This window comes from Streptomyces sp. NPDC046308 (assembly GCF_055588065.1).
Genome location: NZ_JBVJFB010000003.1, coordinates 154766 through 180430 on the forward strand (window position 1 = coordinate 154766; position 25665 = coordinate 180430).

General features: G+C 71.4%; 23 protein-coding genes, 5 tRNA genes and 1 pseudogene. 9 read left to right on the forward strand and 20 right to left on the reverse strand.

Annotation, left to right across the window (positions count from 1 at the left end):
• Nucleotides 1-34 precede the first annotated feature (34 nt).
• Both recG and ACZ6JT_RS14550 read right to left on the reverse strand, forming a co-directional pair.
• Entirely contained in the window at nt 35-2227 is a 2193-nt protein-coding gene (gene recG, locus ACZ6JT_RS14545) for an ATP-dependent DNA helicase RecG (protein WP_469209871.1), read from the reverse strand.
• Between the two features lie 26 nt (nt 2228-2253).
• A complete protein-coding gene (locus ACZ6JT_RS14550; protein WP_469209873.1) occupies nt 2254-4005 on the reverse strand; it encodes a DAK2 domain-containing protein in 1752 nt (583 codons plus the stop codon).
• Nucleotides 4006-4160: 155 nt separating this feature from the next.
• On the opposite strand from ACZ6JT_RS14550, the gene rpmB reads away from it, so the two are divergent.
• Nucleotides 4161-4346, forward strand: a complete 186-nt coding sequence (gene rpmB, locus ACZ6JT_RS14555; protein ID WP_007266795.1) for a 50S ribosomal protein L28 — start codon at nt 4161-4163, stop codon at nt 4344-4346.
• A gap of 88 nt (nt 4347-4434) precedes the next feature.
• Here the strand turns inward: rpmB and thiD are convergent, their stop codons facing one another.
• Complete coding sequence (gene thiD / locus ACZ6JT_RS14560; protein ID WP_469209874.1) at nt 4435-5235, reverse strand: bifunctional hydroxymethylpyrimidine kinase/phosphomethylpyrimidine kinase; 801 nt, start codon at nt 5233-5235, stop codon at nt 4435-4437.
• Entirely contained in the window at nt 5232-6215 is a 984-nt protein-coding gene (locus ACZ6JT_RS14565) for a thiamine-phosphate kinase (protein ID WP_030708470.1), read from the reverse strand. The genes thiD and ACZ6JT_RS14565 overlap by 4 nt, the downstream gene beginning before the upstream one ends.
• Nucleotides 6216-6460: 245 nt before the next feature.
• Here ACZ6JT_RS14565 and ACZ6JT_RS14570 point away from each other — a divergent pair, with 245 nt between their 5' ends.
• The gene (locus tag ACZ6JT_RS14570) at nt 6461-6694 is read left to right on the forward strand and encodes an Lrp/AsnC family transcriptional regulator (RefSeq protein ID WP_469209876.1); all 234 of its coding nucleotides are present in this window, start codon (nt 6461-6463) and stop codon (nt 6692-6694) included.
• Nucleotides 6695-6717: 23 nt separating this feature from the next.
• Nucleotides 6718-7209 (forward strand): DUF3515 domain-containing protein, encoded by a 492-nt coding sequence (locus tag ACZ6JT_RS14575; protein WP_469210693.1) that lies wholly within the window; start codon nt 6718-6720, stop codon nt 7207-7209.
• A 102-nt stretch (nt 7210-7311) separates the two neighbouring features.
• On the opposite strand, the gene ACZ6JT_RS14580 is transcribed toward ACZ6JT_RS14575, so the two are convergent.
• From ACZ6JT_RS14580 to ACZ6JT_RS14590, 3 genes are read right to left on the reverse strand one after another with little or no spacing between them, the layout of a single operon-like run.
• Nucleotides 7312-8469, reverse strand: a complete 1158-nt coding sequence (locus ACZ6JT_RS14580) for a D-alanine--D-alanine ligase family protein (protein WP_469209878.1) — start codon at nt 8467-8469, stop codon at nt 7312-7314.
• A gap of 39 nt (nt 8470-8508) precedes the next feature.
• Complete coding sequence (locus ACZ6JT_RS14585; RefSeq protein ID WP_469209880.1) at nt 8509-9519, reverse strand: NAD(P)H-dependent glycerol-3-phosphate dehydrogenase; 1011 nt, start codon at nt 9517-9519, stop codon at nt 8509-8511.
• Entirely contained in the window at nt 9516-10268 is a 753-nt protein-coding gene (locus tag ACZ6JT_RS14590) for a lysophospholipid acyltransferase family protein (protein WP_469209882.1), read from the reverse strand. Before ACZ6JT_RS14590 ends, ACZ6JT_RS14585 begins: the two co-directional genes overlap by 4 nt.
• Nucleotides 10269-10482: 214 nt before the next feature.
• Here ACZ6JT_RS14590 and cofC point away from each other — a divergent pair.
• Nucleotides 10483-11139, forward strand: a pseudogene (gene cofC / locus ACZ6JT_RS14595) (2-phospho-L-lactate guanylyltransferase); the annotation flags it as partial.
• 301 nt (nt 11140-11440) lie between these two features.
• Here cofC and ACZ6JT_RS14600 read toward each other — a convergent pair.
• The 4 genes from ACZ6JT_RS14600 to leuC form a co-directional block, all read right to left on the reverse strand.
• A complete protein-coding gene (locus tag ACZ6JT_RS14600; RefSeq protein WP_469209884.1) occupies nt 11441-12115 on the reverse strand; it encodes an HU family DNA-binding protein in 675 nt (224 codons plus the stop codon).
• A gap of 144 nt (nt 12116-12259) precedes the next feature.
• Nucleotides 12260-12487 (reverse strand): SCO5555 family protein, encoded by a 228-nt coding sequence (locus ACZ6JT_RS14605; protein WP_030009267.1) that lies wholly within the window; start codon nt 12485-12487, stop codon nt 12260-12262.
• Nucleotides 12488-12624: 137 nt separating this feature from the next.
• Nucleotides 12625-13218: a 3-isopropylmalate dehydratase small subunit gene (leuD, locus tag ACZ6JT_RS14610; protein WP_469209886.1), complete on the reverse strand. Its 594-nt coding sequence runs from the start codon at nt 13216-13218 to the stop codon at nt 12625-12627.
• 3 nt (nt 13219-13221) lie between these two features.
• Nucleotides 13222-14646 (reverse strand): 3-isopropylmalate dehydratase large subunit, encoded by a 1425-nt coding sequence (gene leuC / locus ACZ6JT_RS14615; protein WP_469209888.1) that lies wholly within the window; start codon nt 14644-14646, stop codon nt 13222-13224.
• Nucleotides 14647-14828: 182 nt separating this feature from the next.
• Here leuC and ndgR point away from each other — a divergent pair, with 182 nt between their 5' ends.
• Nucleotides 14829-15545, forward strand: coding sequence for an IclR family transcriptional regulator NdgR (gene ndgR, locus ACZ6JT_RS14620; protein WP_007266782.1), 717 nt, complete (start codon nt 14829-14831; stop codon nt 15543-15545).
• A 163-nt stretch (nt 15546-15708) separates the two neighbouring features.
• Here ndgR and ACZ6JT_RS14625 read toward each other — a convergent pair.
• The 9 genes from ACZ6JT_RS14625 to ACZ6JT_RS14665 all read right to left on the reverse strand — a co-directional run bounded on the left by ACZ6JT_RS14625 (nt 15709) and on the right by ACZ6JT_RS14665 (nt 19715).
• Nucleotides 15709-15781 (reverse strand) — tRNA-Glu (locus ACZ6JT_RS14625).
• A gap of 23 nt (nt 15782-15804) precedes the next feature.
• Nucleotides 15805-15876: transfer RNA gene (locus tag ACZ6JT_RS14630), tRNA-Gln, on the reverse strand.
• A 24-nt stretch (nt 15877-15900) separates the two neighbouring features.
• Nucleotides 15901-15973, reverse strand: a tRNA-Glu gene (locus tag ACZ6JT_RS14635).
• 61 nt (nt 15974-16034) lie between these two features.
• Nucleotides 16035-16107: transfer RNA gene (locus ACZ6JT_RS14640), tRNA-Glu, on the reverse strand.
• 27 nt (nt 16108-16134) lie between these two features.
• Nucleotides 16135-16206, reverse strand: a tRNA-Gln gene (locus tag ACZ6JT_RS14645).
• 86 nt (nt 16207-16292) lie between these two features.
• On the reverse strand, nt 16293-17021 hold the full coding sequence (locus tag ACZ6JT_RS14650; protein WP_469209889.1) for an HAD family hydrolase: 729 nt from the start codon (nt 17019-17021) through the stop codon (nt 16293-16295).
• A gap of 154 nt (nt 17022-17175) precedes the next feature.
• Nucleotides 17176-18651 carry a glutamate--tRNA ligase gene (gene gltX, locus ACZ6JT_RS14655; RefSeq protein WP_469209890.1) on the reverse strand — a complete coding sequence of 492 codons (1476 nt, stop codon included), beginning with the start codon at nt 18649-18651 and terminating at the stop codon, nt 17176-17178.
• A complete protein-coding gene (locus ACZ6JT_RS14660) occupies nt 18644-19432 on the reverse strand; it encodes a fumarylacetoacetate hydrolase family protein (protein ID WP_469209893.1) in 789 nt (262 codons plus the stop codon). The genes gltX and ACZ6JT_RS14660 overlap by 8 nt, the downstream gene beginning before the upstream one ends.
• Before the next feature lie 97 nt (nt 19433-19529).
• A complete protein-coding gene (locus tag ACZ6JT_RS14665; protein WP_373918621.1) occupies nt 19530-19715 on the reverse strand; it encodes a hypothetical protein in 186 nt (61 codons plus the stop codon).
• 579 nt (nt 19716-20294) lie between these two features.
• On the opposite strand from ACZ6JT_RS14665, the gene ACZ6JT_RS14670 reads away from it, so the two are divergent.
• The 4 genes from ACZ6JT_RS14670 (at nt 20295) to ACZ6JT_RS14685 (ending at nt 25475) form a co-directional block, all read left to right on the forward strand.
• Nucleotides 20295-23942 carry a sensor histidine kinase gene (locus ACZ6JT_RS14670; RefSeq protein ID WP_469209895.1) on the forward strand — a complete coding sequence of 1216 codons (3648 nt, stop codon included), beginning with the start codon at nt 20295-20297 and terminating at the stop codon, nt 23940-23942.
• Nucleotides 23943-24365 (forward strand): roadblock/LC7 domain-containing protein, encoded by a 423-nt coding sequence (locus ACZ6JT_RS14675; protein WP_469209896.1) that lies wholly within the window; start codon nt 23943-23945, stop codon nt 24363-24365.
• 152 nt (nt 24366-24517) lie between these two features.
• Nucleotides 24518-24910 carry a DUF742 domain-containing protein gene (locus ACZ6JT_RS14680; RefSeq protein ID WP_030037344.1) on the forward strand — a complete coding sequence of 131 codons (393 nt, stop codon included), beginning with the start codon at nt 24518-24520 and terminating at the stop codon, nt 24908-24910.
• Entirely contained in the window at nt 24891-25475 is a 585-nt protein-coding gene (locus ACZ6JT_RS14685) for a GTP-binding protein (protein ID WP_266605322.1), read from the forward strand. The genes ACZ6JT_RS14680 and ACZ6JT_RS14685 overlap by 20 nt, the downstream gene beginning before the upstream one ends.
• The last annotated feature ends 190 nt before the right edge of the window (nt 25476-25665 follow it).

Here is a 25665-nt window from a genome sequence, read left to right on the forward strand (position 1 = left end):
GCTGCCGCGGCACTCCAACGATAGGTCGTGCCGCTCAGCCCTTCTCCAGGTACTGCTCGCGCTCGGTGTCGAGCAGGGCGTCCAGCGCGGTCCGCAGGCCCGGCAGCCGCTCCAGCGCGGGGTCTTCGGCGACGACGCGGGTGGCCTCCTCGCGGGCCTGGGCGATGACCTCCTCGTCCTCGATGACGGCGAGCATGCGCAGCGAGGAGCGCACGCCCGACTGGGCCTGGCCGAGCACGTCGCCCTCCCGGCGCTGCTCCAGGTCGATGCGGGAGAGCTCGAAGCCGTCGAGGGTGGCGGCGACGGCGGCCAGCCGGGCCCGGGCGGGGCTGGCCTCGTGCATCTCGCTGACCAGCAGGCACAGTCCGGGCGCGGAGCCGCGGCCGACGCGGCCGCGCAGCTGGTGGAGCTGGGAGACGCCGAACCGGTCCGCGTCCATGATCACCATGACGGTGGAGTTCGGGACGTTCACACCGACCTCGATGACGGTGGTCGCGACGAGCACCTTGACCTCGCCCGCGGCGAAGCGCCGCATGACGTCGTCCTTGTCGGCCGGGTCCATCCGGCCGTGCAGCACCTCCACGGACAGCCCGGCGAGCGGGCCGCGGGCGAGCTGCTCGGCGATCTCCAGCACGGCCAGCGGGGGCCGCTTGTCCCCGTCCTCCTCGGCCGCCTTCTTCTTGGGCTCGTCCTCGCCGTCGCCGATGCGCGGGCACACCACGTACGCCTGGTGGCCCTTGTCGACTTCCTCGCGGACCCGTTCCCAGGCGCGGGCGAGGAAGTGCGGCTTGTCCTTGGCGGGCACCACGTGGGTGGCGATCGGCGAGCGCCCGGCGGGCAGCTGGTCGAGGACGGAGGTCTCCAGGTCGCCGAAGACGGTCATGGCGACCGTGCGCGGGATCGGGGTCGCGGTCATCACCAGCAGGTGCGGGGGCTGCTTCCCCTTGGACCGGAGGGCGTCGCGCTGCTCCACGCCGAAGCGGTGCTGTTCGTCCACCACCACCAGCCCGAGGTCGTGGAACTGCACCTTGTCCTCGATCAGCGCGTGCGTGCCGATCACGATCCCGGCCTCGCCGGTGACCAGGTCCAGCAGGGCCTGGCGGCGCGCGGGCATCCCCATCGACCCGGTGAGGAGCACGACCTTGGTGCCCTGGTCGGAGCCGCCGAGCATGCCGCCCTCGGCGAGCTCGCCCATCATCTCGACGATGGACCGGTGGTGCTGCTGCGCGAGGACCTCGGTGGGCGCGAGCATCGCCGCCTGCCCGCCGCAGTCCACGACGGCCAGCATGGCCCGCAGGGCCACCATCGTCTTTCCGCTTCCGACCTCGCCCTGGAGGAGGCGGTGCATGGGGTGGCTGGTGGCGAGGTCGTCGAAGATCTCCTTCGAGACGGTGCGCTGACCGTCGGTGAGGGTGAAGGGGAGCTTCGCGTCGAAGGAGTCGAGGAGGCCGCCGGGCGCGGGACGGCGGGGGACCGCCGGGAGCTGGGCGTCGGCGTGACGGCGGCGGGCGAGGGCGACCTGGAGGACGAAGGCCTCGTCCCACTTCAGGCGCATGCGGGCGTCCTCGATGTCGGCCTTGGTGGCGGGCCGGTGGATCTTCAGCAGGGCCTCGGTGAGCGGGACCAGCCCGCGGCCCTCGCGCAGGGCGGGCGGCAGCGGGTCCACCACCTCCCGGGCGCTGGGCAGCACCGCGTCCACGCATTTGGCGATCTTCCAGGACTCCAGCTTCGCGCAGGCCGGGTAGATCGGGATGAGCTGGCTCGCGAAGGCGGTGGCGGCGTCCCGGTCGGAGGCGTCCGCGCCGAGCGGCTCGTACGCGGGGTGGGCGAGCTGGAGCTTGTGGTTGAACTTGGAGACCTTGCCGGCGAACATCGCGCGGCTGCCGGGCAGCAGGTCCTTGTGCGGCTTGTGGACGCCGGCGCCGAAGAAGACCAGCTGGAGGCGGCCGCTGCCGTCGGTGATGGTCACCTCCAGGCGCTTGCCGCGGCCCCCGTTGAAGGTGAGGATCCGGGCGTCGGCGACCTGCGCGACGACGGTCACGTGCTCGTCGATCTGGTCGGCGAGCTCGGCCAGCGAGGTCAGCTCACCGCGCTCGGCGTACCGCCGCGGGTAGTGGTGGAGCAGGTCCAGGGCCGTGTGCAGGCCGAGCTGCTCGGCCAGCACCTTGGCGGTGGCGGGTCCGAGCGTCTTCTTGAGGTCTTCGTCGAGCGCGGGCACGTGTTCCATTGCACACCATGGCGCTGACAAGCCCGCTATTCCACCCCGATGAGGAGCGGCGCCGAGTACCGGCCGCCCCGGTAGGTCACGGTGTCCACGGCCAGGTGGCCGTGCTGGACGTACGCCTCCAGGCGCTCGGCGAGCGCGTCCGCCACCTCGGGTCCGAGGACCAGGGTGACGAGTTCGCCGCCGGAGCCGAGCATGCGTTCCAGAACCGCCTCGGCGGTCTCGGCCAGGTCCGCGCCGATCACGGCGACGTCCCCGTCGATGAGGCCGAGCACGTCGCCGGCCTGGCAGATGCCGGCGGAGGTGAAGGACTGCCGTTCGGCGACGGCCAGTTCCCCGTACCGGGTGGCGCCGGCCGCCGCCGTCATCGCGACCACGTCCTCGTCGAAGCTGCCGTCCGGGTCGTGCACGGCGAGGGCGGCCAGCACCTGGACCGCGGAGCGGGTGGGGATCACGGCCACCCGCACCCCCTCGGCGCGGGCCTGTTCGGCCGCGGCGGCCGCGGCGGCGCGCAGCTCGGCGCCGCCCGGCAGCAGGACCACCTCGCGGGCGTGGGCCCGGCGGACGGCGTCGAGCAGTTCGGGGACGGCGGGGACCTCTCCGGAGCGCACGAGCACGGCGGTGGCTCCCGCCTCCCCGCACAGCCCGGCCAGTCCCTCGCCGGGGACCACGGCGACCACGGCCCGCTGGGCGCGCTCGCCGCGCCCCCGGCGCCGCTCGTCCCCGAAGTGCGTGATCCGTATCCGGTACGGCCTTCCGGCGACGACTCCGGCCTCGACGGCAGCGCCGGGGTCGTCGACGTGCACGTGGACGTTCCACAGCCCGTCGCCGCCGACCACGACCAGGGAGTCGCCGAGTCCGTCGAGGCGTTCGCGCAGTTCGCCGACCGCCGCCTCGGAGGCCTCCAGGAGGTAGATGACCTCGTACGCGGGCCCCTCCTCGTCCTGGGCGCAGGGGTCGGCGGGCTGCGGCACGGGAACCGCCCGGCCGCGTACGGGTTCGGCGGCCGGTTCCTGCCCGGACAGCGCCTGCCACAGCGCCCCGAGTACGGCGACCAGCCCGCAGCCCCCGGCGTCGACCACCCCGGCCCGGCCGAGTGCGGCGAGCTGCCCGGGCGTCTCGGCCAGGGCGGCGCGGGCCCCGTCGTAGGCGGCGCGGGCCACGTCGGCCGCGGTCCCGGCGGCGGCTCCGGCGGCCTCGCCGGCCCGGGCGGCGGCGCCGGCGACGGTGAGCATGGTGCCCTCCACCGGGTGCGAGACGGCGGCGTACGCCTCCTCGGCGGCCCGGGTCAGGGCCTGCGCCAGCAGCGCGCCGGAGCCGGTCTCCGCGGCCCCGGCCGGCCCGGGCTCGGCGCCGAGTACGTCGGCCACTCCGCGCAGCAGCTGGGCCAGGATCGTCCCGGAGTTCCCCCGGGCCCCGACGAGCGCGCCGTGCGCCCAGGCCCGTACGGCGTGGGCCAGCGAGGCGGGCGGTGTGCCCTCGGTCACCTTGGTGAAGGCGTCGTCCAGCGCGCGGTCGGCGGATTCGGCGGTGAGGTAGAGGTTGGTCCCGGTGTCCGCGTCGGCGACCGGGTAGACGTTGATCGCGTCGATGTCCTCGCGGGCCCGGCCCAGTGCGGCCAGGGCCAGCGAGCTCCAGGTGCGCACCGCTTCGGCGTCGAGCTCGTCAGGGGCCTGCGGCTGCGGCTGGTGCGGCACCGGGCGTTCCTCCTCGTGCGGGCCAGGGTTCACCGCAGGGTAGCCAAGGTCGGCCCGGACGTCCGGAGCGCGGGGCGGGGGCATCGGCGGTCATGGTAGTTTTCTTGGACGGACGCAGTCGTTGTATGCTGCTCCGGTTGCCCGACGAGAGTCGGGCCATTCCCCGGCAAACCACTTCAGATCTCTGATTCCGGTGCGCCGGTTTCACTGTAATTGCATCTGAAGTCTTGGAGTGACCTGTGGCTGCCAACTGCGACGTTTGCGCCAAGGGGCCGAGCTTCGGCAACAACATCTCCCACTCGCACCGCCGCACCTCGCGTCGCTGGAACCCGAACATCCAGCGCGTCCGTGCCGTGGTCAATGGGACGCCGAAGCGCCTCAACGCCTGCACCTCGTGCATCAAGGCCGGCAAGGTCTCGCGCTGACGCCTCCCGTCGTAGCGCAGCCCTTTCCGGTTGCCAAAAAGGCCGGTTCACCTCTGGTGAACCGGCCTTTTGCCTTGTCCGGCGGGGCTCAGCGGCACCGCCAGGCGTGATCCACCGGGCCGATGCCCCCGCCGAGCGCGAAGCCGGCGGCGATGGCGCCCGTGACGTACTCCTTGGCGGCGGTGACCGCCTCCGGGACGGCCAGGCCCTTGGCCAGGCCCGCCGCGATCGCGCTGGCGAGGGTGCAGCCCGTGCCGTGGGTGTGCCGGTTGTCGTGGCGGGGGGCGCGCAGCCACCGCTCCTCGGTGCCGTCGGTGAGCAGGTCCACCGCCTCGTCGCCGTGCGCCGCGAGGTGTCCGCCCTTGATCAGCGCCCACCGGGGCCCGAAGCCGAGGATCGCGTCGGCGGCCCGCCGCATGTCCTCCTCGGTCTCCACCCGCACGCCCGTGAGCTGCGCCACCTCGTCCAGGTTGGGCGTGGCCACGGTGGCCCGCGGCAGCAGCTCCGTGCGTACGGCGTCCAGCGCGGAGACGGCGAGCAGCGCGTCCCCGTGCTTGGAGACGCCCACGGGGTCCACGACGGCCGGGGCGGGGGTGTCGGCGAGCAGCGCCGCCACCGTCTCCACCAGCAGGGCCGAGGACAGCATCCCGGTCTTCACGGCCTGGACGCCGATGTCGTCCACGACGGCCCGGTACTGGGCCGTGACGGCCTCGGCGGGCAGCTCCCAGGCTCCCTGTACCCCGCGTGAGTTCTGTGCCGTCACGGCCGTCACGACGCTCATGCCGTGCACGCCGAGGGCGAGCATCGTCTTGAGGTCGGCCTGGATGCCCGCGCCACCGCCGGAGTCGGATCCGGCGACGGTCAGGCACAGTGGCGGGGCCGTGCTCACGGCGCGCCGTCCTGGGCGGCCGGGTCGGCCCCGAAGTGGTCCCAGCCGCCGGTGCTGGTCCAGGGCGCCCCGTCCACGGTCACCTGGGGCAGCGCGGAGCGGTTCAGGACCTCGCCGATGACCTTCCAGCGGGCGGGGAGCTTCACGTCGGGCGGGAAGGTCGCCACGATCGCGTGGTCCTCTCCCCCGGTGAGCACCCACTGCAGCGGGTCCACGCCGACGGCCTGCCCGATGTCGTGCATCTGGGTCGGGATGTCGACGGCCCCCGAGTGCAGGTCGATCCGTACCTTGCTGGCCTCGGCGATGTGCCCGAGGTCGGCGATCAGGCCGTCGCTGACGTCGGTCATGGCGGTGGCGCCGAGCCCGGCGGCCGCGGGACCGGCGTGGTAGGGCGGTTCGGGGCGCCGGTGGGCCTCCACGAACGCCCGCGGGGAGCGGAAGCCGCGCGAGAGCACGGCGAAGCCGGCGGCGGACCAGCCCAGCCAGCCGGTGACGGCGACGACGTCGCCGGGCTGGGCGCCGGAGCGCAGCACGGGCTCGTGGTTGCGCAGGTCGCCGAGGGCGGTGATGGCGACGGTGATGACGTCGCCGCGGACCACGTCCCCGCCGACCACGGCCGCGCCGGCGACCTGGCACTCGTCGCGGATGCCGTCCATCAGCTCGGTGGGCCAGGTGACCGGGAGTTCGGCGGGGACGACGAGGCCGAGCAGGAGCGCGGTCGGCACCGCGCCCATGGCGGCGATGTCGGCGAGGTTCTGCGCGGCGGCCTTGCGGCCGACGTCGTAGGCGGTGGACCAGTCACGCCGGAAGTGCCGGCCCTCGAGGAGGATGTCGGTGCTCGCGACGACCCTCCGGTCGGGGGCCGACACCACCGCGGCGTCGTCGCCCGGTCCGAGCCGGACCGCCGGGGTGGTGGTGAGCCGTGAGGTGAGCTCCCTGATCAGCCCGAACTCCCCCAGCTCGCCCACAGTGCCCTTCATCGCTGTGCCCCTTCTTGGCCAGTCCGCTTGCGGTCGCGAGCCGTCACAGCTCTGGGTACCGTCAACAGATACGTCAACTTCTGGTCTCCGTACGCCCCGCCGTGCGTGGCGCCGGGCCCGCAGGTCTCCCCGCGGCGCACGGCGACGCGGTACCGTGGCGTCCCTTCTTCCCCCGGCCCTGTCGAGCGTGTGGGGCCCACCCGAAGGTTAGGGGAAATGATCCTCGTGGCCGCCCTGGAGGTTCCGTGGTACAGGCGTACATCCTTATCCAGACCGAGGTGGGCAAGGCGTCGTTCGTCGCCGAGTCCATCGGCCAGATCCCGGGGGTGATCCAGGCCGAGGACGTGACCGGCCCGTACGACGTGATCGTGCGCGCCCAGGCCGACACCGTGGACGAGCTCGGCCGCATGGTCGTGGCCAGGGTCCAGCAGGTGGAGGGGATCACCCGCACCTTGACCTGCCCGGTGGTCCATCTGTAGCCCCCGTCTACTCTTGGCCGGTGATGACCACTCACCGCCGGCCCCTCCGTGTCCTGGCCCTGCCCGCCGCGCTGGCCCTGCTGGGCCTCGCGGCGTGCTCACCGGGCGATTCCGAGGCCCGGGTGGATCCGCCGCCCACGCCGCCCGCCGCCATCGGGGAGCTCTGTGCGGCGCTGCACGAGGAGCTTCCGGAGACGGTGGCCGGTCTGGAGCGGACCCGGACCGATCCGGAGTCCGCTCTGACGGCCGCGTGGGGCGGCTCGGCGATCGTACTGCGGTGCGGCGTCCCCAAGCCCCCCGAGATGCTGGACGAGAAGCAGGAGGGCGTCCACGTCAACGACGTCGCCTGGCTGCTGGACAAGCAGTCCGACGGGGGGTTCCGTTTCGTCTCCGGGATGCGGAAGGCGTACACGGAGGTCCTGGTCGACAAGGAGCATGCCACGGACGCGGGGATGCTGGTCGGGCTGTCCGCGGCGATCTCCAGGACGGTTCCCCTGGGCTTCTCCTCGTACTGATCCCGCTGCTCCCCGCCGGCCCCGGCCGGAGGACCGCTCCGACTCACAGCGACCGCCCGCCGGGCATCCCGGCGGGCGGTCGTCGAGTCTTCGCGTGCTTGCCTAGCGCAGCCCGGTGGAGCGGGTCAGGGCGGCCTGGATCAGGCGGTCCACCAGCTCCGGGTAGGCGACGCCCGTCTTCTGCCACATCAGCGGGTACATCGAGATCGGCGTGAAGCCGGGCATCGTGTTGATCTCGTTGATGACGAAGGTGCCGTCCTCGGTGAGGAAGAAGTCGGCGCGCACCAGGCCCTCGCAGGACGCGGCCTCGAAGGCCTCGATCGCGAGCCGGCGCACCTCGGCGGTCTGCTCCGGGGTGAGCGGGGCGGGCACGATCCCGGAGGCGGAGTCGATGTACTTCGCCTCGAAGTCGTAGAAGTCGTGGCTGGAGACCGGGGGGATCTCGGCGGGCACGCTGGCGCGCGGACCGTCCTCGAACTCCAGGACCCCGCACTCGATCTCGCGGCCGCGCAGCAGCGCCTCCACGATGATCTTCGGGTCGTGGCGCCGGGCCTCCTTGACGGCGGCGTCCAGGCCGGATTCGTCGTCGACCTTGGTGATGCCGATGGAGGAGCCGGCCCGGGCGGGCTTGATGAACAGGGGCCAGCCGTGCTCGGTGGCGAAGTCCAGGATCTTCGCCCTGGCGGCGTCCCGGTCCGCTTCCCACTCGCGCGGGCGGATGGTCACGTACGGACCGACGCGCAGCCCGAAGGAGGTGAACACCCGCTTCATGTAGTCCTTGTCCTGGCCGACGGCCGAGGCGAGGACGCCCGAGCCGACGTACGGGATCCCGGACAGCTCCAGGAGGCCCTGGAGGGTGCCGTCCTCGCCGTAGGGGCCGTGCAGGACGGGGAAGACGACGTCGACCTCGCCGAGGGCCTTCGGGACGGCGCCCGGCTCGGTGTAGACGACCTGGCGGCTCGCGGGGTCGACCGAGAGCACGACGGCGCCGTCCTCGGAGTCGGCGAGCTCCTCGACGCTCGGGAGCCGGCGGTCGGCGATGGCCATCCGCTCGGGCTCGTCGGCGGTCAGCGCCCATCGGCCGTCCGTGGTGATGCCGATGGGCAGCACCTCGTACTTGGACCGGTCGATGGAGCGCAGCACGGCGCCCGCCGTGACGACCGAGATGGCGTGTTCCGAGCTGCGGCCGCCGAACACGACGGCCACGCGGGGCTTGCGGCCCTGCTGCTCAGGGGTCTGGGGGAGGTTCTCGCTGCTCATATCGCCACGAGAGTACCCGCTCATGCGTCCGGAATGGAGTCAGCGACGTTCCGGTTTGGCGCTGCGGCTCATGAGTTCCTTCAGCGCGACCAGGGTCGGCTTGCCGTGGTGGACGATGTCCACCACGGTGTCGGTGATGGGCATGTCGACCCCGTGGCGGCGGGCCAGATCGGCCACCGACTGGCAGGACTTGACGCCCTCGGCGGTCTGCTTGGTGACCGCGATGGTCTCCTCCAGGGTCATCCCGCGGCCGAGGTTGGTGCCGAAGGTGTGGTTCCGGGAGAGCGGCGACGAGCAGGTGGCGACCAGGTCGCCGAGGCCCGCGAGGCCGGAGAAGGTGAGCGGGTCGGCGCCCATCGCGATGCCCAGCCGGGTGGCTTCGGCGAGTCCGCGGGTGATGAGCGAGCCCTTGGTGTTGTCGCCCAGGCCCATGCCGTCCGCGATGCCGACGGCGAGGCCGATGACGTTCTTGACGGCGCCGCCGAGCTCGCAGCCGGTGACGTCGGTGCTCGTGTACGGGCGGAAGTACGGGGTGTGGCAGGCGGCCTGGAGGCGCTGCGCCACGGTCTCGTCCACGCAGGCGACGACCGAGGCGGCGGGCTGGCGGGCGGCGATCTCGGCGGCCAGGTTGGGGCCGGTGACGACGGCGATGCGCTCGGCGGGGACCTTGGCCACCTCCTCGATGACCTCGCTCATCCGCTTGGCGGTGCCGAGTTCGATGCCCTTCATGAGGGAGACGAGCACCGTGTCGGGGGCCAGCAGGGGCGTCCAGACGGCGAGGTTGTCGCGCAGGGTCTGGGAGGGGACGGCGAGGACGGTGAAGTCGGCGCCGGCGGCGGCCTCGGCCGGGTCGGTGGTGGCCCGGAGGTTCGAGGGGAGTTCGACGTCGGGGAAGTAGTCCGGGTTGGTCCGGCCGGTGTTGATGGCGTCGACCACCTCCTGCCGGCGGCCCCAGAGGGTCACCTCGCATCCGGCGTCGGCGAGCACGATGGCGAAGGCCGTGCCCCAGGAGCCTGTTCCGAAGACGGTCGCCTTCACGGGACGTGTCACTTCTTGCCCTCCCCTGCGGCCTTGCGCCGCTGTTCCGCCCTGGCGTTGCGATGGTCGTACGGCTGCTCGGGCGCGGTCTCTCCCCGCACCTCCTCCAGCAGCGCGGTGATGGCGGCCATGATGACCTCGGTGACCTCCTTGAGCACGTCCGGGGTGGGGTCGCGGTCGTAGAAGGCGGAGAGGTCCACCGGGGGTCCGGCGAGCACCTGGAGGGTCTTGCGCGGGAAGAGCCGGACCTTGTTCTCCTTGGCGTACGGCGGCATCGCGAGGTTCGCGCCCCACTGGGCCACCGGAATGACGGGCGCCTTGGTGATGAGCGCGACGCGGGCGGCGCCGGTCTTGCCGGCCATCGGCCACATGTCGGGGTCGCGGGTGAGGGTGCCTTCCGGGTAAAAGGCCACGCATTCGCCGCGCTCGATGGCGTCCACCGCGGCCCGGAATGCGTCCAGGGCGTTGGTGCTCTCCCGGTAGACGGGGATCTGGCCGGAGCCGCGCAGGATCGACCCGACAATAGGGACCTTGAAGAGGGCGGCCTTCGCGAGCAATCGGGGCACTCGGCCGGTGTTGTACTGGAAGTGCGCGTAGGAGAGCGGGTCCAGATACGAGTTGTGATTGACGGCGGTGATAAAGCCGCCCTCGGCCGGAATGTGCTCCATTCCCCGCCAGTCCCGCTTGAAGAGCACTACCAGCGGCGGTTTTGCGATGACCGCCGCCAGGCGGTACCAGAAGCCGATTCTGCGGCGGGACACTCGGACACCTTTCCTCTGGACCGGTGGGCGGGTACCTCCCAGCGTCGACTGGGGAGTCTGGGCACCTCGTCGGCCGGGACAAGTGTCGCCCTGGGGCCGGTCTCTGTCGAGAACACCGTACGCCCCGCTCACGCCACCGGGCTCCCGGGTCGCCCGGGCGGAGGCGACAATGGGCCGACACATGACCCCGCCATGACCTGACCATGGTCCGGGGTTGGGCCGGAGCGCACCGCGGGGGAAGGGGTCCGTCACGAACGCCGTCTGGAGTCTGGTGGTCCCGCTGAAGCCTCTGGCGGTGGCCAAGAGCCGTCTCGCGGCGGCCGTGGGCGCCTCCCGCCCGGGGCTCGCGCTGGCCTTCGCGCAGGACACCGTCGCGGGGGCCCTGGCCTGCGCGGCGGTCGCGGATGTGGTGGTCGTCACGGACGACGCGGCGGCCGGCGCGGAACTGTCCCGGCTGGGCGCGCGGATCGTGCCGGACGCCCCGGCGGCCGGGCTCAACGCGGCGCTGGCCCACGGGGCGCGGGCGGTGCGGTCGGGGCGGCCCGGCGCCTCGGTGGCCGCGATGAACGCCGATCTGCCGGCGCTGCGGCCCCCCGAATTGCTACGCGTGCTCGAAAACGCCTCGGTATTTCCTCGGGCATTTCTGGCGGATGCGGCCGGAATCGGGACGACCTTGCTTTCCGCTGCGCCGGACGTGGAATTGGCCCCCTCCTTCGGCGGGCCGTCACGGGCCAGGCATTCGGCCTCGGGGGCGGTGGAAATCGCTCTGGCGGACGTCGACAGCGTGCGCCGGGACGTGGACACGGCGGCGGACCTGCGGACGGCGCTCGCCCTCGGTGTGGGGCGTCACACGGCCCGATACAGTGCCGGTATGCAGGCGACCGCGTACACGTACGACTCCCAGACCCGCAGCGGCAGTGTGCTGCTGGACGACGGCACCCCGGTGCCCTTCGAGGCCCCGGCCTTCGACGCGGGCGGCCTGCGTCTGCTGCGGCCCGGGCAGCGCGTGCGGATCGAGACGGACGGCGAGGGCGCGGGCCTGCGGATCACCCTGGTGACGCTGCAGACCTTCTGACCGCCCGGCCGTTCGGCCGTCTGACCTGCGACGGAACGCACCGCGGGCCGGCCTCCCCAGCAGGGGGAAGCCGGCCCGGCGTGTGTGACTCGTGCCCCTACTTCTTGCGGGCGGTGGTCTTCTTCGCGGTGGCCTTGCGCGTCGTCGTCTTCTTGGCGGGCGCCGTCGTCTTCGCGGTCGCCTTCTTGGCGGCCGGGGCGGTCTTCGTGGCGGTGGTCTTCTTGGCCGCCGCCGGCGCGGCCTTCTTGGCTGTGGCGGTCTTCTTCGCCGCGGCCGTCGTCTTCTTCGTGGTGGCCGTGGACTTCACCGCGGCCTTCTTCGCGGTGGCGGTGGTCTTCTTGGCCGTGGTCTTCTTCGCCGCCGTGGACTTCGCCGCGGCCTTCTTGGCGGTGGCGGTCTTCTTCGCGGCGGCCTTCTTGACCGTCACGGAGGCGCCACCGGTGAGGCTGCCCTTGGGCGCCTTCTTCACCGAGACCTCGCCGCCCTTGGGCAGCTTCTTGGTGCCGCTGACCAGGTCCTTGAAGCCCTGGCCGGCGCGGAATCGGGGCACGGAGGTCTTCTTGACCCGGACGCGCTCTCCCGTCTGCGGGTTGCGGGCGTAACGGGCCGGACGGTCGACCTTCTCGAACGAGCCGAAGCCCGTGACCGAGACCCGGTCGCCCGCGACGGTAGCGCGGACGATCGCGTCCAGTACCGCGTCGACAGCATCCGCGGCCTGCTGGCGGCCGCCCAGCTTGTCGGCAATCGCTTCTACGAGCTGCGCCTTGTTCACGTCTTCCCCTTCGGAGACTTCGCCAGAACGAATGTGTTCAAGCTTATTTCGCACGTTAGGCGGATATATACCGCAAATCAAACACGAAACGGGCTAATCACCCTAGTGCCGCAACGCTGGAGGCCGTTACGGAGTTCCTTCGCATCAGTCGCCTTCAGGGAATCGACCCTCGTCGAGGTCCTTCATCAACCTGTCCAGGCGCCTTGCCGCATCGGCGAGATCGTGCTTCGCCGCGGCCGTGACGACCAACAGCTTCCGGGACAGCGCCATCCTTACGCCCTCCGGGACTTGCAGTGAGCGCACCCGTGTGTGTGCTTCTTTCAACCGGTCCGCGACGAGTTCGTAGAGCTCGAGTTGACTGTCGCGTTCCATGCACAGATTGTGCCATCTGGGGCGAGTTGTCGCCTCACGGGGCCTCAACAAACGGCTGTGCCCCCCGCCGGAAGGCGGGGGGCACAGTGTTGCCGATGTGATCACCCGTAGGTGAATAAGCGCTGATCAGCCAGGAATCAGGCCCGAATCGTGCGCGGCTTGAAGGCCGGGCGGCTGCTTTCGTACTCGGCGATGTCCGCTTCGTTCTGAAGGGTGAGCGAGATGTCGTCCAGGCCCTCCAGCAGACGCCAGCGGGCGTTGTCGTCGAGCTCGAACTCCGCGACGACGCCCTCCGCTCGCACCTGGCGGTCGACCAGGTCGACCGTGATCTCCGCGGTGGGGTCCGCCTCGGTCAGCTGCCACAGCCGCTCGACGGTCTCCTGCGGGAGCACGACCGTCAGCAGGCCGTTCTTCAGCGAGTTCCCGCGGAAGATGTCGGCGAAGCGGGAGGAGATGACCGTCTTGAAGCCGAAGTTCTGCAGGGCCCAGACGGCGTGCTCGCGCGAGGAACCGGTACCGAAGTCGGGCCCGGCGACCAGCACGGTCGCGCCGGCGCGCTCCGGACGGTTGGTGACGAACTCCGGGTCCTTGCGCCAGGCCTCGAAGAGCCCGTCCTCGAACCCGTCGCGGGTGATCTTCTTCAGCCAGTGGGCCGGGATGATCTGGTCGGTGTCGACGTTGCTGCGGCGCAGCGGGACGGCCCGGCCGGTGTGGGTGGTGAAGGCTTCCATGGTTCAGACTCCGGCGGTCGCGTCGGCGGCGGACAGGTCGGCGGGCGAGGCCAGATGGCCCAGCACCGCGGTGGCGGCGGCCACCTGCGGGGAGACCAGGTGGGTGCGCCCGCCCTTGCCCTGCCGGCCCTCGAAGTTGCGGTTGGAGGTGGACGCGGAGCGCTCACCGGGAGCCAGTTGGTCGGGGTTCATGCCCAGACACATCGAGCAGCCCGCGTGCCGCCATTCGGCGCCGGCCTCCTTGAAGACCTTGTCCAGGCCCTCCTCCACCGCCTGCAGGGCGACGCGGACCGAGCCCGGGACGACCAGCATCCGTACGCCGTCGGCGACTTTGCGGCCCTCGACGATCCCGGCGACGGCGCGCAGGTCCTCGATGCGGCCGTTGGTGCAGGAACCTACGAAGACGGTGTCGACCCTGATGTCGCGCAGCGGCTGCCCGGCGGTCAACCCCATGTACTCCAGGGCCTTTTCGGCGGCCAGGCGCTCCGAGGCGTCCTCGTACGAAGCGGGGTCGGGGACGTTGGCCGACAGCGGCGCGCCCTGGCCCGGGTTGGTGCCCCAGGTGACGAACGGGGACAGCGCGGTGCCGTCGATGACGACCTCCGCGTCGAAGACCGCGTCGTCGTCGGTGCGCAGCGTCTTCCAGTACGCGACCGCCGCGTCCCAGTCCTCGCCCTCGGGGGCGTGGTCGCGGCCCCGCAGGTAGTCGAAGGTGGTCTGGTCGGGGGCGATCATGCCCGCCCGGGCGCCGGCCTCGATCGACATGTTGCAGATGGTCATGCGGGCTTCCATCGAGAGCTGCTCGATGGCCTCGCCGCGGTACTCCAGGACGTAGCCCTGGCCGCCGCCGGTGCCGATCTTGGCGATGATCGCCAGGATCAGGTCCTTGGCGGTGACACCCTCGGCCAGCGCGCCGGTGACGGTGATCGCCATCGTCTTCGGGCGGGCCAGCGGCAGCGTCTGCGTCGCCAGCACGTGCTCGACCTGGCTGGTGCCGATGCCGAAGGCCAGCGCGCCGAAGGCGCCGTGCGTGGAGGTGTGCGAGTCACCGCACACCACGGTGGTGCCGGGCTGGGTCAGTCCCAGCTGCGGTCCCACCACGTGGACGACTCCCTGCTCGACGTCGCCCAGCGAGTGGAGGCGGACGCCGAACTCGGAGCAGTTCTTGCGCAGCGTCTCCAGCTGGGCCCGGGAGACCGGGTCCGCGATCGGCTTGTCGATGTCGAGGGTGGGGGTGTTGTGGTCCTCGGTCGCGATGGTGAGGTCGAGGCGTCGGACCTTGCGGCCGGCCTGACGCAGGCCCTCGAAGGCCTGCGGGCTGGTCACCTCGTGCAGCAGGTGCAGATCAATGAAGAGGAGGTCGGGCTCGCCCTCGGCGCGCCGGACGACATGGTCGTCCCAGACCTTCTCCGCGAGTGTCCTACCCATCGCTTTCCCTCCGGCCGGCCGGTTGTGCCGGCGCTTCATAGAGATCTTGTGCGCTGTCGCCCGTACCCCACGTCCCGGACGACGGCTCGGACCCAGTGGTTCGTGGACCCGCACATACAGACTCGCTGGTTCTTGGAAAAATTGAACTTGCGTTTCACAGTGTGAGACGCGAATATCGTTTCATGGACAACTCTAGCGGCGTCGGCGTTCTCGACAAGGCAGCTCTGGTACTGAGCGCACTGGAGTCCGGTCCGGCCACCCTCGCCGGGCTGGTCGCGGCGACAGGGCTCGCACGACCCACGGCACATCGCCTTGCCGTGGCACTGGAACACCACCGGATGGTGGCGAGGGACATGCAGGGCCGGTTCATCCTGGGCCCGCGGCTGGCGGAGCTCGCCGCCGCGGCCGGCGAGGACCGCCTGCTGGCCACGGCGGGACCGGTACTCACCCACCTCCGTGACGTGACGGGCGAGAGCGCGCAGCTCTACCGCCGTCAGGGAGACATGCGCATCTGCGTGGCGGCCGCGGAGCGGCTGTCGGGCCTTCGGGACACCGTCCCGGTGGGCTCCACGCTCCCGATGAAGGCCGGCTCGGCCGCGCAGATCCTGATGGCCTGGGAGGAGCCCGAGCGGCTCCACCGCGGGCTGCAGGGGGCGCGCTTCACGGCGACGGCGCTCTCGGGCGTACGGCGTCGCGGCTGGGCGCAGTCGATCGGCGAGCGCGAGCCCGGTGTGGCCTCCGTCTCGGCGCCGGTGCGCGGGCCGTCGAACCGCGTGGTGGCCTCCGTGTCGGTCTCCGGGCCGATCGAGCGGCTGACCCGCCACCCGGGCCGGATGCACGCCCAGGCCGTCATCGACGCGGCCGCTCGCCTCACGGAGGCCCTGCGCCGCTCCGGCTGACCGATACCAGTCCCCTGTCCCACCCCCGGGCCCGGGGGCGCGTACGACGCCGCACACGTCCGAACACGCGCCGCCGGGCCCGTACTTGTACCGGGTGCCGGCGCCCGGGCCGGAAACGGCGAAGAGGCCCTCCGCGATGATCGCGGAGGGCCTCTTCGATGCGTACCCCCGACCGGATTCGAACCGGCGCTACCGCCTTGAGAGGGCGGCGTGCTAGGCCGCTACACAACGGGGGCTAGCTGGTGTTGCCGTTACTGCGCTGGGCTACCAGGACTCGAACCTAGAATAAGGGAACCAGAAACCCTCGTGTTGCCAATTACACTATAGCCCAAAGTGGTCTAGACCAGACCAACAGTACCCCCGACCGGATTCGAACCGGCGCTACCGCCTTGAGAGGGCGGCGTGCTAGGCCGCTACACAACGGGGGCCCTAGCGATCCTGCATCAAGACGTCCGGGTGCGACCCTGGAGATCTCGCGGGAAGGATCTGTACCCCCGACCGGATTCGAACCGGCGCTACCGCCTTGAGAGGGCGGCGTGCTAGGCCGCTACACAACGGGGGCAAAGCACTGCGTTACTGCTGCACTGCGCTGGGGTACCAGGACTCGAACCTAGAATAAGGGAACCAGAAACCCTCGTGTTGCCAATTACACTATACCCCACCAAAAGTCAACCCCTTGGTGGGGTTTTCCTTCGGGTGGCGCCTCCGTCCGGCCTTTCGGCCCGCTCCGGCGGCGCAGAAAGAACATTACCGGATGCCTGACCGTGCTCCAAAACGGGTATCCCCTGCCAGCAGCTCCGGGAGCCGGTCAAGCCCCTGGATGCGGTGCGCGCCGTCCGGGCCGGGGCCGCGGCCGCCGTCACGGTCGATCCAGACCGCCAGCAGCCCGGCGTCACGGGCCCCGCGCGCGTCGATCTCGGGCTGGTCCCCCACGTACGCCACCTCCCCCGGCGGCAGCCCGAGCGCGTCGCACGCGGCGAGGAAGGCCGCCGCCTCGGGCTTGCTGACCCCGAGTTCGACCGCGCAGACCAGTACCTCGAAGCGGTCGCGCAGCCCGAGGTGGCGCAGCTTGGGGTCCTGGTTGGCGCTGGAGGAGTTGGAGAGCACCCCGTGCCGGTAGCCGGCCGCGAGGACGTCCAGTGCGGGCATCACGTCGGGGAAGACGGTCCAGGCCGCCTTGTAGTGCTCGACGTAGCGGTCGAACCAGGCGTCGGCCTCGTCCGCGGTCATCCCGGGCCGGTCCAGGAACTCCCGCACCCGGTCCCGCCGCTGTCCCTGGAAGGTGCCCTCGCCGGCGGCGAAGCGCGCCCAGTGCCGGTCGGTGATCTCCCGCCACAGCGCGAGCGCCTGCGCGGGGGTGCCGTACCGGTCCGCGAGCTCCTCGGTCTCCAGCTGCCGCGCGAGCCCGGCGGCATCGGCCCCCGTGTAGTCGAAGAGGGTGTCGTCGATGTCCCACAGCACGGCGCGGATCGGCATGGGGCCGAGCCTACGCCGCGGCCCCGCGCTCCGTGGGCACGACGGGGAAGCTGCTCGGGGAGGGGAACGCCGAGGGGGGCGGGGGGGGGGGGGGTGGTCGGCCCCCCCCCCCCCCCCCCCCCCCCCCCCCCCCCCTGCGGGACGTACGGGAGTGCTACGCGGCCAGCTTGGCCAGCGCGGCGTCGATGCGGGCCAGGGAGCGCTCCTTGCCCAGGATCTCCAGGGACTCGAAGAGCGGCAGGCCGACCGTGCGGCCGGTGACGGCCACGCGGACCGGGGCCTGGGCCTTGCCGAGCTTGAGGCCGTGGGCCTCGCCCGCGGTCAGGACGGCCTGCTTGAGGGACTCGGGGTCCGACCAGTCGGCGTTCGCCAGGTTCTCGCGCGCCGTCGTCAGGAGGGCCGCCGGGTCGCCCTTCATCGCCTTGTCCCACGACGCCTGGTCCTCGACCGGCTCCTTCAGGAACAGGAAGTCGACGTTGGCCGTGATGTCCGACAGGACGGTGACGCGGGTCTGGGCGTACGGCGCGATGCGCTCCCAGGCCGCGGCGTCGAAGTCCTCGGGCGCCCAGTTGGCGTGCGGGGCCCGCAGCCACGGGGCGCAGGCGTCCGCGAAGGCCTTCGGGTCGAGCAGGCGGATGTGGTCGCCGTTGATCGACTCGGCCTTCTTCAGGTCGAAGCGCGCCGGGTTGGCGTTCACGCCGTCGATGTCGAACTTCTGGACCATCTCCTCGATCGAGAAGACGTCCTGGTCCTTGGAGAAGGACCAGCCGAGGAGCGAGAGGTAGTTCAGCAGGCCCTCGGGGAGGAAGCCGCGCTCGCGGTACAGGTTGAGCGAGGCCTCGGGGTCGCGCTTGGAGAGCTTCTTGTTGCCCTCGCCCATCACGTACGGCAGGTGGCCGAACTCGGGGGTGGACTTGGCCACGCCCAGCTCGATCAGTGCCCTGTAGAGCGCGATCTGGCGGGGGGTCGAGGAGAGGAGGTCCTCGCCGCGCAGGACGTGCGTGATCTCCATGAGCGCGTCGTCGACCGGGTTGACCAGCGTGTAGAGCGGGGCGCCGTTGGCCCGGACGATGCCGAAGTCCGGCACGTTCTCCGGGGTGAAGGTCAGCTCGCCGCGGACGAGGTCGGTGAAGGTGATGGGCTCGTCGGGCATCCGGAAGCGGACGATCGCCGGGCGGTGCTCGCCCTGGTACGCCTCGAGCTGCACGGTGGTGAGGTCGCGGCAGTGGCCGTCGTAGCCGGAGGGCTTGCCGGCCGCGCGGGCGGCCGCGCGGCGGGCGTCGAGCTCCTCGGTGGTGCAGTAGCAGTGGTACGCGTACCCGCCGTCGAGCAGCTTCTTCGCGACGTCCTTGTAGATGTCCATGCGCTCGGACTGGCGGTACGGGGCGTGCGGGCCGCCGACCTCGGGGCCCTCGTCCCAGGTGAAGCCGAGCCAGCGCAGCGAGGCGAGCAGCTGGTCGTACGACTCCTCGGAGTCGCGGGCCGCGTCGGTGTCCTCGATGCGGAAGACGAACGTGCCGCCGTGGTGGCGGGCGAACGCCCAGTTGAACAGGGCGGTGCGGACCAGGCCCACGTGGGGGTTGCCGGTCGGGGAGGGACAGAAACGTACGCGGACAGGTCCGTTAACCACGCTTGATCACCTTGTTGGTGAGAGTGCCGATGCCTTCGATGGTGACGGCGACCTCGTCGCCGACGTTCAGGGGGCCGACTCCGGCCGGGGTCCCCGTGAGGATGACGTCGCCCGGGAGCAGCGTCATGGCCTCGGTGATGTGGACGACGAGGTCTTCGATGGAGCGGACCATGTCGCTGGTGCGGCCGAGCTGGCGCTGTTCGCCGTTCACGGTGCACTGGATGGTCAGGTCGCCCGGGTCCAGGTCGGTCTCGATCCAGGGGCCGAGGGGGCAGGCGCTGTCGAAGCCCTTGGCCCGGGCCCACTGCTTCTCCCGCTGCTGGACGTCGCGCGCGGTGACGTCGTTGGCGCAGGTGTAGCCGAGGATGACGTCCCTGACGCGTTCCCTGGGGACCTCCCGGCACATGCGGCCGATGACCACGGCGAGCTCCGCCTCGTGGTGGACGTCCTGGGAGAAGGAGGGGTACGTGATCGGGTCACCGGGGCCGACCACCGAGGTGGAGGGCTTGAAGAAGGTGATCGGCGCGTCCGGGACCTCGTTGCCGAGCTCTGCCGCGTGCTCCGCGTAGTTGCGGCCGATGGCCACGACCTTGTTCGGGAGCACGGGCGGCAGCAGCCGGACCTTGCTCAGCGGCACCTTCGTGCCCGAGAGCTCGAAGTCCGCGAACGGGATGCCCTTGATGATGTCGAGCACGAGCGTCGCTTCGTCGCCGGGGGCGGTGCTGCCCTCGACCGCGCCGAACGCGACATTTCCGTCGATCGAGAACCTGGCGATGCGCACGTGTTGCGTCTGCCCCTCTGTCTGTCCGCCGGCTGGAGTCTGTGGTCCCCAGGCTAACGCGGCGGGCAGGGACGCTTCGCGTTCCGCAGCCGTGCGGCTACTGCGCGGCGGCGACCGGCGCGTCCATGAGGACCGTGCGCCGCGGGTTGGCGGTCTGCGTGGGCAGCTCGACGGAGTGTTCCGGGGTGGCCGGCGCCGCCTGCAGCTCCTCGGCGTCCTTGAGGTGCGCGAGGGTGGTGCGGCGGGGGTTGGCTATGTTGCGGAACATCATCGTCGTCTTCATGGGAGTTCGGGGTCCTCGGTTCGATCTGTGAGTGTCGGCTGTCGATGCACCAACCCTGGCGCCAACCCTTTAAGGGGCAAGGCTAAACATCCGAATCCCCCGCCGAACCGGGAAGTAATGGCCACGGCTGTGTGAGTTTGCTCACCCGTGACCAGTCATTTCAGGCATAACGGACAGTCAACTTCACCTGTCGAAACGGACATTGCGCCACTGAATGCGCCATTCCGCTCCTGATCATCGCGACTGGGACACCTTGCCAGCCTTGTTGTTTGGATGGCGTAAGTCCGGTTTCTACCGAATGCGGTCGCACATCGAGTAGCCCGTCCGTCACGGCAGGTAACCGACTCTCCGGGCCGACCCGCGCACCTTGTTGGAGATCCTCCACTGTGCTGGAATTCGCGGGACCGCCGCGGGAATCAGCCGGCGCGCAGGGTGGCGCGACTCAGCGCCGAGCGCGGCGGCACGGAGAGGGAGACGCGCCGGTCACCGACGACCACCATGGGGCCGCACGTGCCCCACGACTCGACACCGTCCCACCGGTCGCCCGGCGGGACGCCTGGTCCAGAGGTTGCGACGCTAGTGCAGGGACGATTCAAGAGGGATGGCAGCGCTGCGGCGGAGCAGGAGCCGCGCGGCGGGACCGACCGTGGCTCCTCGCCCCAGCACGCCCAGAACCGCGGGCCGGCTGTCGAAGGCGCAAGCCCCGACTCCTCCGCCGCGGTGAAGGCGAAGGGCCGTGGGAAGTCCGCGAAGGCCGGCAAAGCCAAGGCCGGGCCGGCCGAGCAGGACGTGGCGATACCGAAGGCCCCGAGTGGGCCCGGCTCTCGCCTCGCCATGCAGAACTGGCGCATCAGCACGCGACTCGTGTCGCTGCTGACCCTGCCGGTCGTCGCCGCCACCACGCTCGGTGGCTTCCGCATCAACGACTCGCTCAACGACATCGCGCAGCTGGAACACATGCAGCTGCTGACGACGATGACCCGGCAGGCCACCAACCTGGCCGCCATGCTCCAGGAGGAGCGCGACCTCTCCGCGGGTCCGCTCACGATCTCCAAGGGCAAGAGCACCAGCTCCGTCGACGGTGTCCGCCAGCAGACCGACACCGCCGCCAAGGCCTTCGCCGCCGCGACCGACAAGGTCGACAGCACGGGCGCGAAGGACGACACCCTCAAGTCGATCCGCAACAACGTGCTGCAGATCGGCCGCCAGATCGCGAACATCCAGACCGTCCGCGACAAGGCGTACGTCAACGGCGCCCAGCAGACCGTCAGCGAGTACAACGCGATGATCGTCTCGCTGCTCTCGCTCTCCCAGGACATGGCGCAGGCCACCTCCAACCCGGAGATGATCAAGCGTACGCGTGCTCTGGCGGCCTTCTCCGCCGCCAAGGAGTACGCCTCCATCCAGCGCGCGATCATCGCCGCCTCGCTCCCCGACACCTCGGAGAAGCAGGGCGAGCTGAAGGAGAACGACCGCCTCTACGCCCTCTCCGCCCAGAAGGGCGAGACGCAGGCGAAGACCACCTTCGAGCTCGTCTACCAGGGCCGCACCGAGGAGCTCCTCGCCGGCCTCGGCGACAGCAACTCGGAGATCTCCACCGCCGACCACTACGCGCGCCGCGTGCTGACCAGTCAGGACGCCTTCCTCCGCGAGAAGAACCGGTCCTGGCTGGACTGGTACGACGCCGACGGCACCAAGCTCCAGGCCATGAAGGTCATCGAGCTGACCCTGCTCGAGGAGATGGAGCAGAAGGCCCGCGAGCTGAAGAACGAGGCCCAGCAGGACGCCATCATCAACGGTGCCCTGATCCTCCTCGTCCTCGGTGTCTCCCTCGTCGGCGCCTTCGTCATGGCCCGCTCGATGATCCGCTCGCTGCGCCGCCTGCAGGACACCGCGACGCGGGTCGCGCAGGACCGGCTGCCCGAGCTCGTCAAGCAGCTGTCCGAGTCCGACCCGCAGGACGTGGACACGTCCGTGGAGTCGGTCGGTGTGCACACCCGCGACGAGATCGGCCAGGTGGCCGCGGCATTCGACGACGTGCACCGCGAGGCCGTCCGCCTCGCCGCCGAGCAGGCCCTCCTGCGAGGCAACGTCAACGCGATGTTCACCAACCTCTCGCGCCGCTCCCAGGGCCTCATCCAGCGTCAGCTGTCGCTCATCTCCGAACTGGAGTCGCGCGAGGCCGACCCGGACCAGCTCTCCTCGCTCTTCAAGCTCGACCACCTCGCGACCCGCATGCGCCGTAACGGCGAAAACCTCCTCGTCCTCGCGGGCGAGGAGCCGGGCCGCCGGTGGACGCGCCCCGTCCCGCTCGTCGACGTGCTCCGTGCGGCCGCCTCCGAGGTGGAGCAGTACGAGCGCGTCGAGCTGGCCTCGGTGCCCGGCACCGACGTCGCCGGCCGCGTCGTCAACGACCTCGTGCACGTGCTCGCCGAGCTGCTGGAGAACGCCACGTCGTTCTCCTCCCCGCAGACCAAGGTCAAGGTCACCGGTCACGCCCTGCCGGACGGCCGCGTGCTCGTCGAGATCCACGACACCGGTATCGGCCTCTCCCCCGAGGACCTCGCCGCGATCAACGAGCGGCTCGCGTCGCCGCCGACCGTGGACGTCTCCGTCTCCCGCCGCATGGGCCTGTTCGTGGTCGGCCGCCTGTCCCTGCGACACGGCATCCGCATCCAGCTGCGCCCCTCCGACTCGGGCGGTACGACGGCCCTCGTCATGCTGCCGGTGGACGTCGCCCAGGGCGGCAAGAAGCCGGGTCCGATGCCGGGCCAGGGCGGTCAGGGCGGCCCCGGTGGCGCCCAGGGTGCCCCCGGTGGTCAGGCTTCCGTGCCCGGCGCGGCCGCACGGCCGTCCGTGGGCGCGGGCCCGCAGCGCGGTCAGGTCGGCGCCGGCGGCCAGCGCGCCGCCCTCGCGGGCCGCGACGGCTCCGGTCAGGGCCCGCAGGGCGGGCGGCCCCCGCAGCAGGGCGGCCCCGGTGCCCGTCCGCAGCAGGGTCCGACCACCGCGGGCCAGGGCCAGGGCGGCTTCGGCGCCGGTGGCCCGCTGCCGGCCCGCGGTCCGGTCGCCAGTGCCGGATTCGGCGGCGGCCCCCAGGCCCGTCCGAACCAGTCGCCCTCCGCGGCCGGCCCGTCCGGCTTCCCGCAGGGCAACGGCTTCGAGCGTCCGCAGCAGCCGCAGCCCCAGCAGCAGGCCCAGCCTCAGCAGCAGCAGCCGGCCCCGGGTCCGGGCGGCCCCCGCCCGCAGCTGCCGCCGCGCGGCGGCGCCGCGCGTGCGGAGCTTCCCGGCCCGCAGACCACCAGCTGGGGCGCCGACCAGGCGCGCGGCCACGACGAGCTGTCGGGCCCCGGCTCGACGGCGGAGTTCGCCCGCCCCGACTTCAACGCCCCGATGCCGCAGGGCGACGGCCCGGCGAGCACGACCGGACAGTTCGAGCGTCCCGACGTGCGGGGCGCCGTGGACCCGTCCGCCACCGGACAGTTCGAGCGCCCGGGCTACCAGCCCCAGCGGCCCGGCGGCCCCGGTGTCGGCGGATTCGCCCGTCAGCCCCAGGCCCCGCAGCAGCCCCAGCCGCAGCACACGCAGCAGCAGTCTCCGCAGCCCGGCGGCGGGTACGCACCCGTACCGCCCGCGCGCCCGGAGACCCCGCGGCTGCCGCAGGCTCACCGGCCGGAGGCGCTGCCGCCGGCCCAGGGCTCCGGTGACGGCCGCAGCCCGATCTTCGACACGCTCGAGTCGAACTGGTTCCGCGAGGAGGGGCAGCAGCCCCCCGCGCAGGGACCGGGTACGGCGATGCCCCAGCAGGGCCGGCAGCCGCAGCAGTCCGCTCCGGCGGCTTCCGCGCCGCAGCAGCCGCTGCAGCAGCGCGGCCAGGAGTCCGCGGCCGAGCCCGCCGCGGCGGCGACCGGCAGCATGCCGACCGTCAGCTGGAAGTCCTCGCCGAACGACGAGCTGATGCGCCAGGCCGAGCGCGTGCGCCAGCCCGCGGCCGGCGGTATCACGACCTCGGGGCTGCCCCGCCGGGTCCCGCGGGCGAACCTCGTGGCCGGCACCGCGCAGCAGCAGGCCGAGGCGCAGGCGGGTCCGCAGGTCTCGCGGGCACCGGACGACGTCCGCGGCCGTCTGACCAACCTCCGACGCGGTATCCAGCAGGGCCGTCAGGCCGGCAACAACGGACCGGCGACCGGCAGTTACCACATCGACCCCACTTACCAGCAGGAGCGATAGTTGAGTTCGATGAGCCAGGCGGCACAGAACCTGAACTGGTTGATCACCAACTTCGTGGACAACACCCCAGGGGTGTCCCACACGGTGGTGGTCTCCGCCGACGGACTCCTTCTGGCCATGTCCGAAGGATTCCCCCGCGACCGCGCCGACCAGCTGGCGGCCGTGGCCTCCGGACTGACGTCGCTGACCGCCGGTGCCTCCCGCATCTTCGAGGGCGGCGCCGTCAACCAGACCGTGGTCGAGATGGACCGGGGATTCCTCTTCCTCATGTCCGTCTCCGACGGATCCTCGCTGGCCGTACTGGCGCACCCCGAGTGCGACATCGGCCTCGTGGGTTACGAGATGGCTCTTCTGGTGGATCGCGCGGGCACTGTCCTCACCCCGGACCTGCGCGCCGAACTTCAGGGAAGCCTGCTCGGCTGACTTCCCCCCTCCCGGCCGGACGGTACTTCCGGCCGGGAGACCGGGGCCCCGCCCCCGGAATCCAGTACCCCCGCCAGGCCGTCATACAGTCCCCCCCACCGGCCGCCCCGTCAGACGGCACGCTGACCACTGCTGTCCAGCCCGGAGGATCCATGACCCCGCCCCCCGCCTACCCCGATGCGTACGGAGATTCGTACTCGGAAGGCGATCAGCCGCTGGTGCGTCCGTACGCGATGACCGGCGGCCGGACCCGGCCCCGCTACCAGCTCGCCATCGAGGCGCTGGTCAGCACCACCGCCGATCCGATGCACCTGTCCGGCCTGCTTCCGGAGCACCAGCGCATCTGCACCCTGTGCCGCGAGGTCAAGTCGGTCGCCGAGGTCTCCGCACTGCTGTCGATGCCGCTCGGTGTCGCCCGGATCCTCGTCGCCGACCTGGCGGAGGCCGGAATGGTGGCCATCCACCAGCCGGGCAATGGAGAGGCCGGCGGCACGCCGGATGTAACGCTGCTCGAAAGGGTGCTCAGTGGCCTTCGGAACATCTAGCGGAGCGGCTCCTGCTCGCTCCACCACCTCCGCGAAGATCGTGGTGGCGGGCGGCTTCGGCGTGGGCAAGACCACGTTCGTCGGAGCCGTGTCCGAGATCAACCCGCTGCGCACCGAAGCCGTCATGACCTCCGCGAGCGCCGGGATCGACGACCTCACGCACACCGGTGACAAGACGACCACCACGGTCGCCATGGACTTCGGCCGCATCACCCTGGACCAGGACCTGATCCTGTACCTCTTCGGTACGCCGGGCCAGGACCGCTTCTGGTTCATGTGGGACGACCTCGTCCGCGGCGCGATCGGTGCGATCGTGCTCGTGGACACGCGCCGCCTCGCCGACTGCTTCCCGGCCGTCGACTACTTCGAGAACAGCGGCCTGCCGTTCGTCGTGGCCCTCAACGGCTTCGAGGGACACCAGCCGTACACCCCGGAGGAAGTCCGCGAAGCGCTGCAGATCGGCCCGGGCGCCCCCATCATCACGACGGACGCCCGCCACCGGGCGGACGCCAAGAGCGCGCTCATCACGCTCGTCGAGCACGCCCTCATGGCGCGTCTCAAGTAACACCACGCAGGCAGCCCGGCTCAAGCGGCATCACCCAAGTCCCACGGGTTCTTCACAACGTGAGAGGGCGGGCTGTGTCATAGGACACGGCCCGCCCTCTCGGTTCATAACGTTTCGACAGACAATTGCGGCCAGTTGGCCACGGGCCGCGTTCGGTTGGTGCCGCTACGCGCACAACTCCCCTCATTTT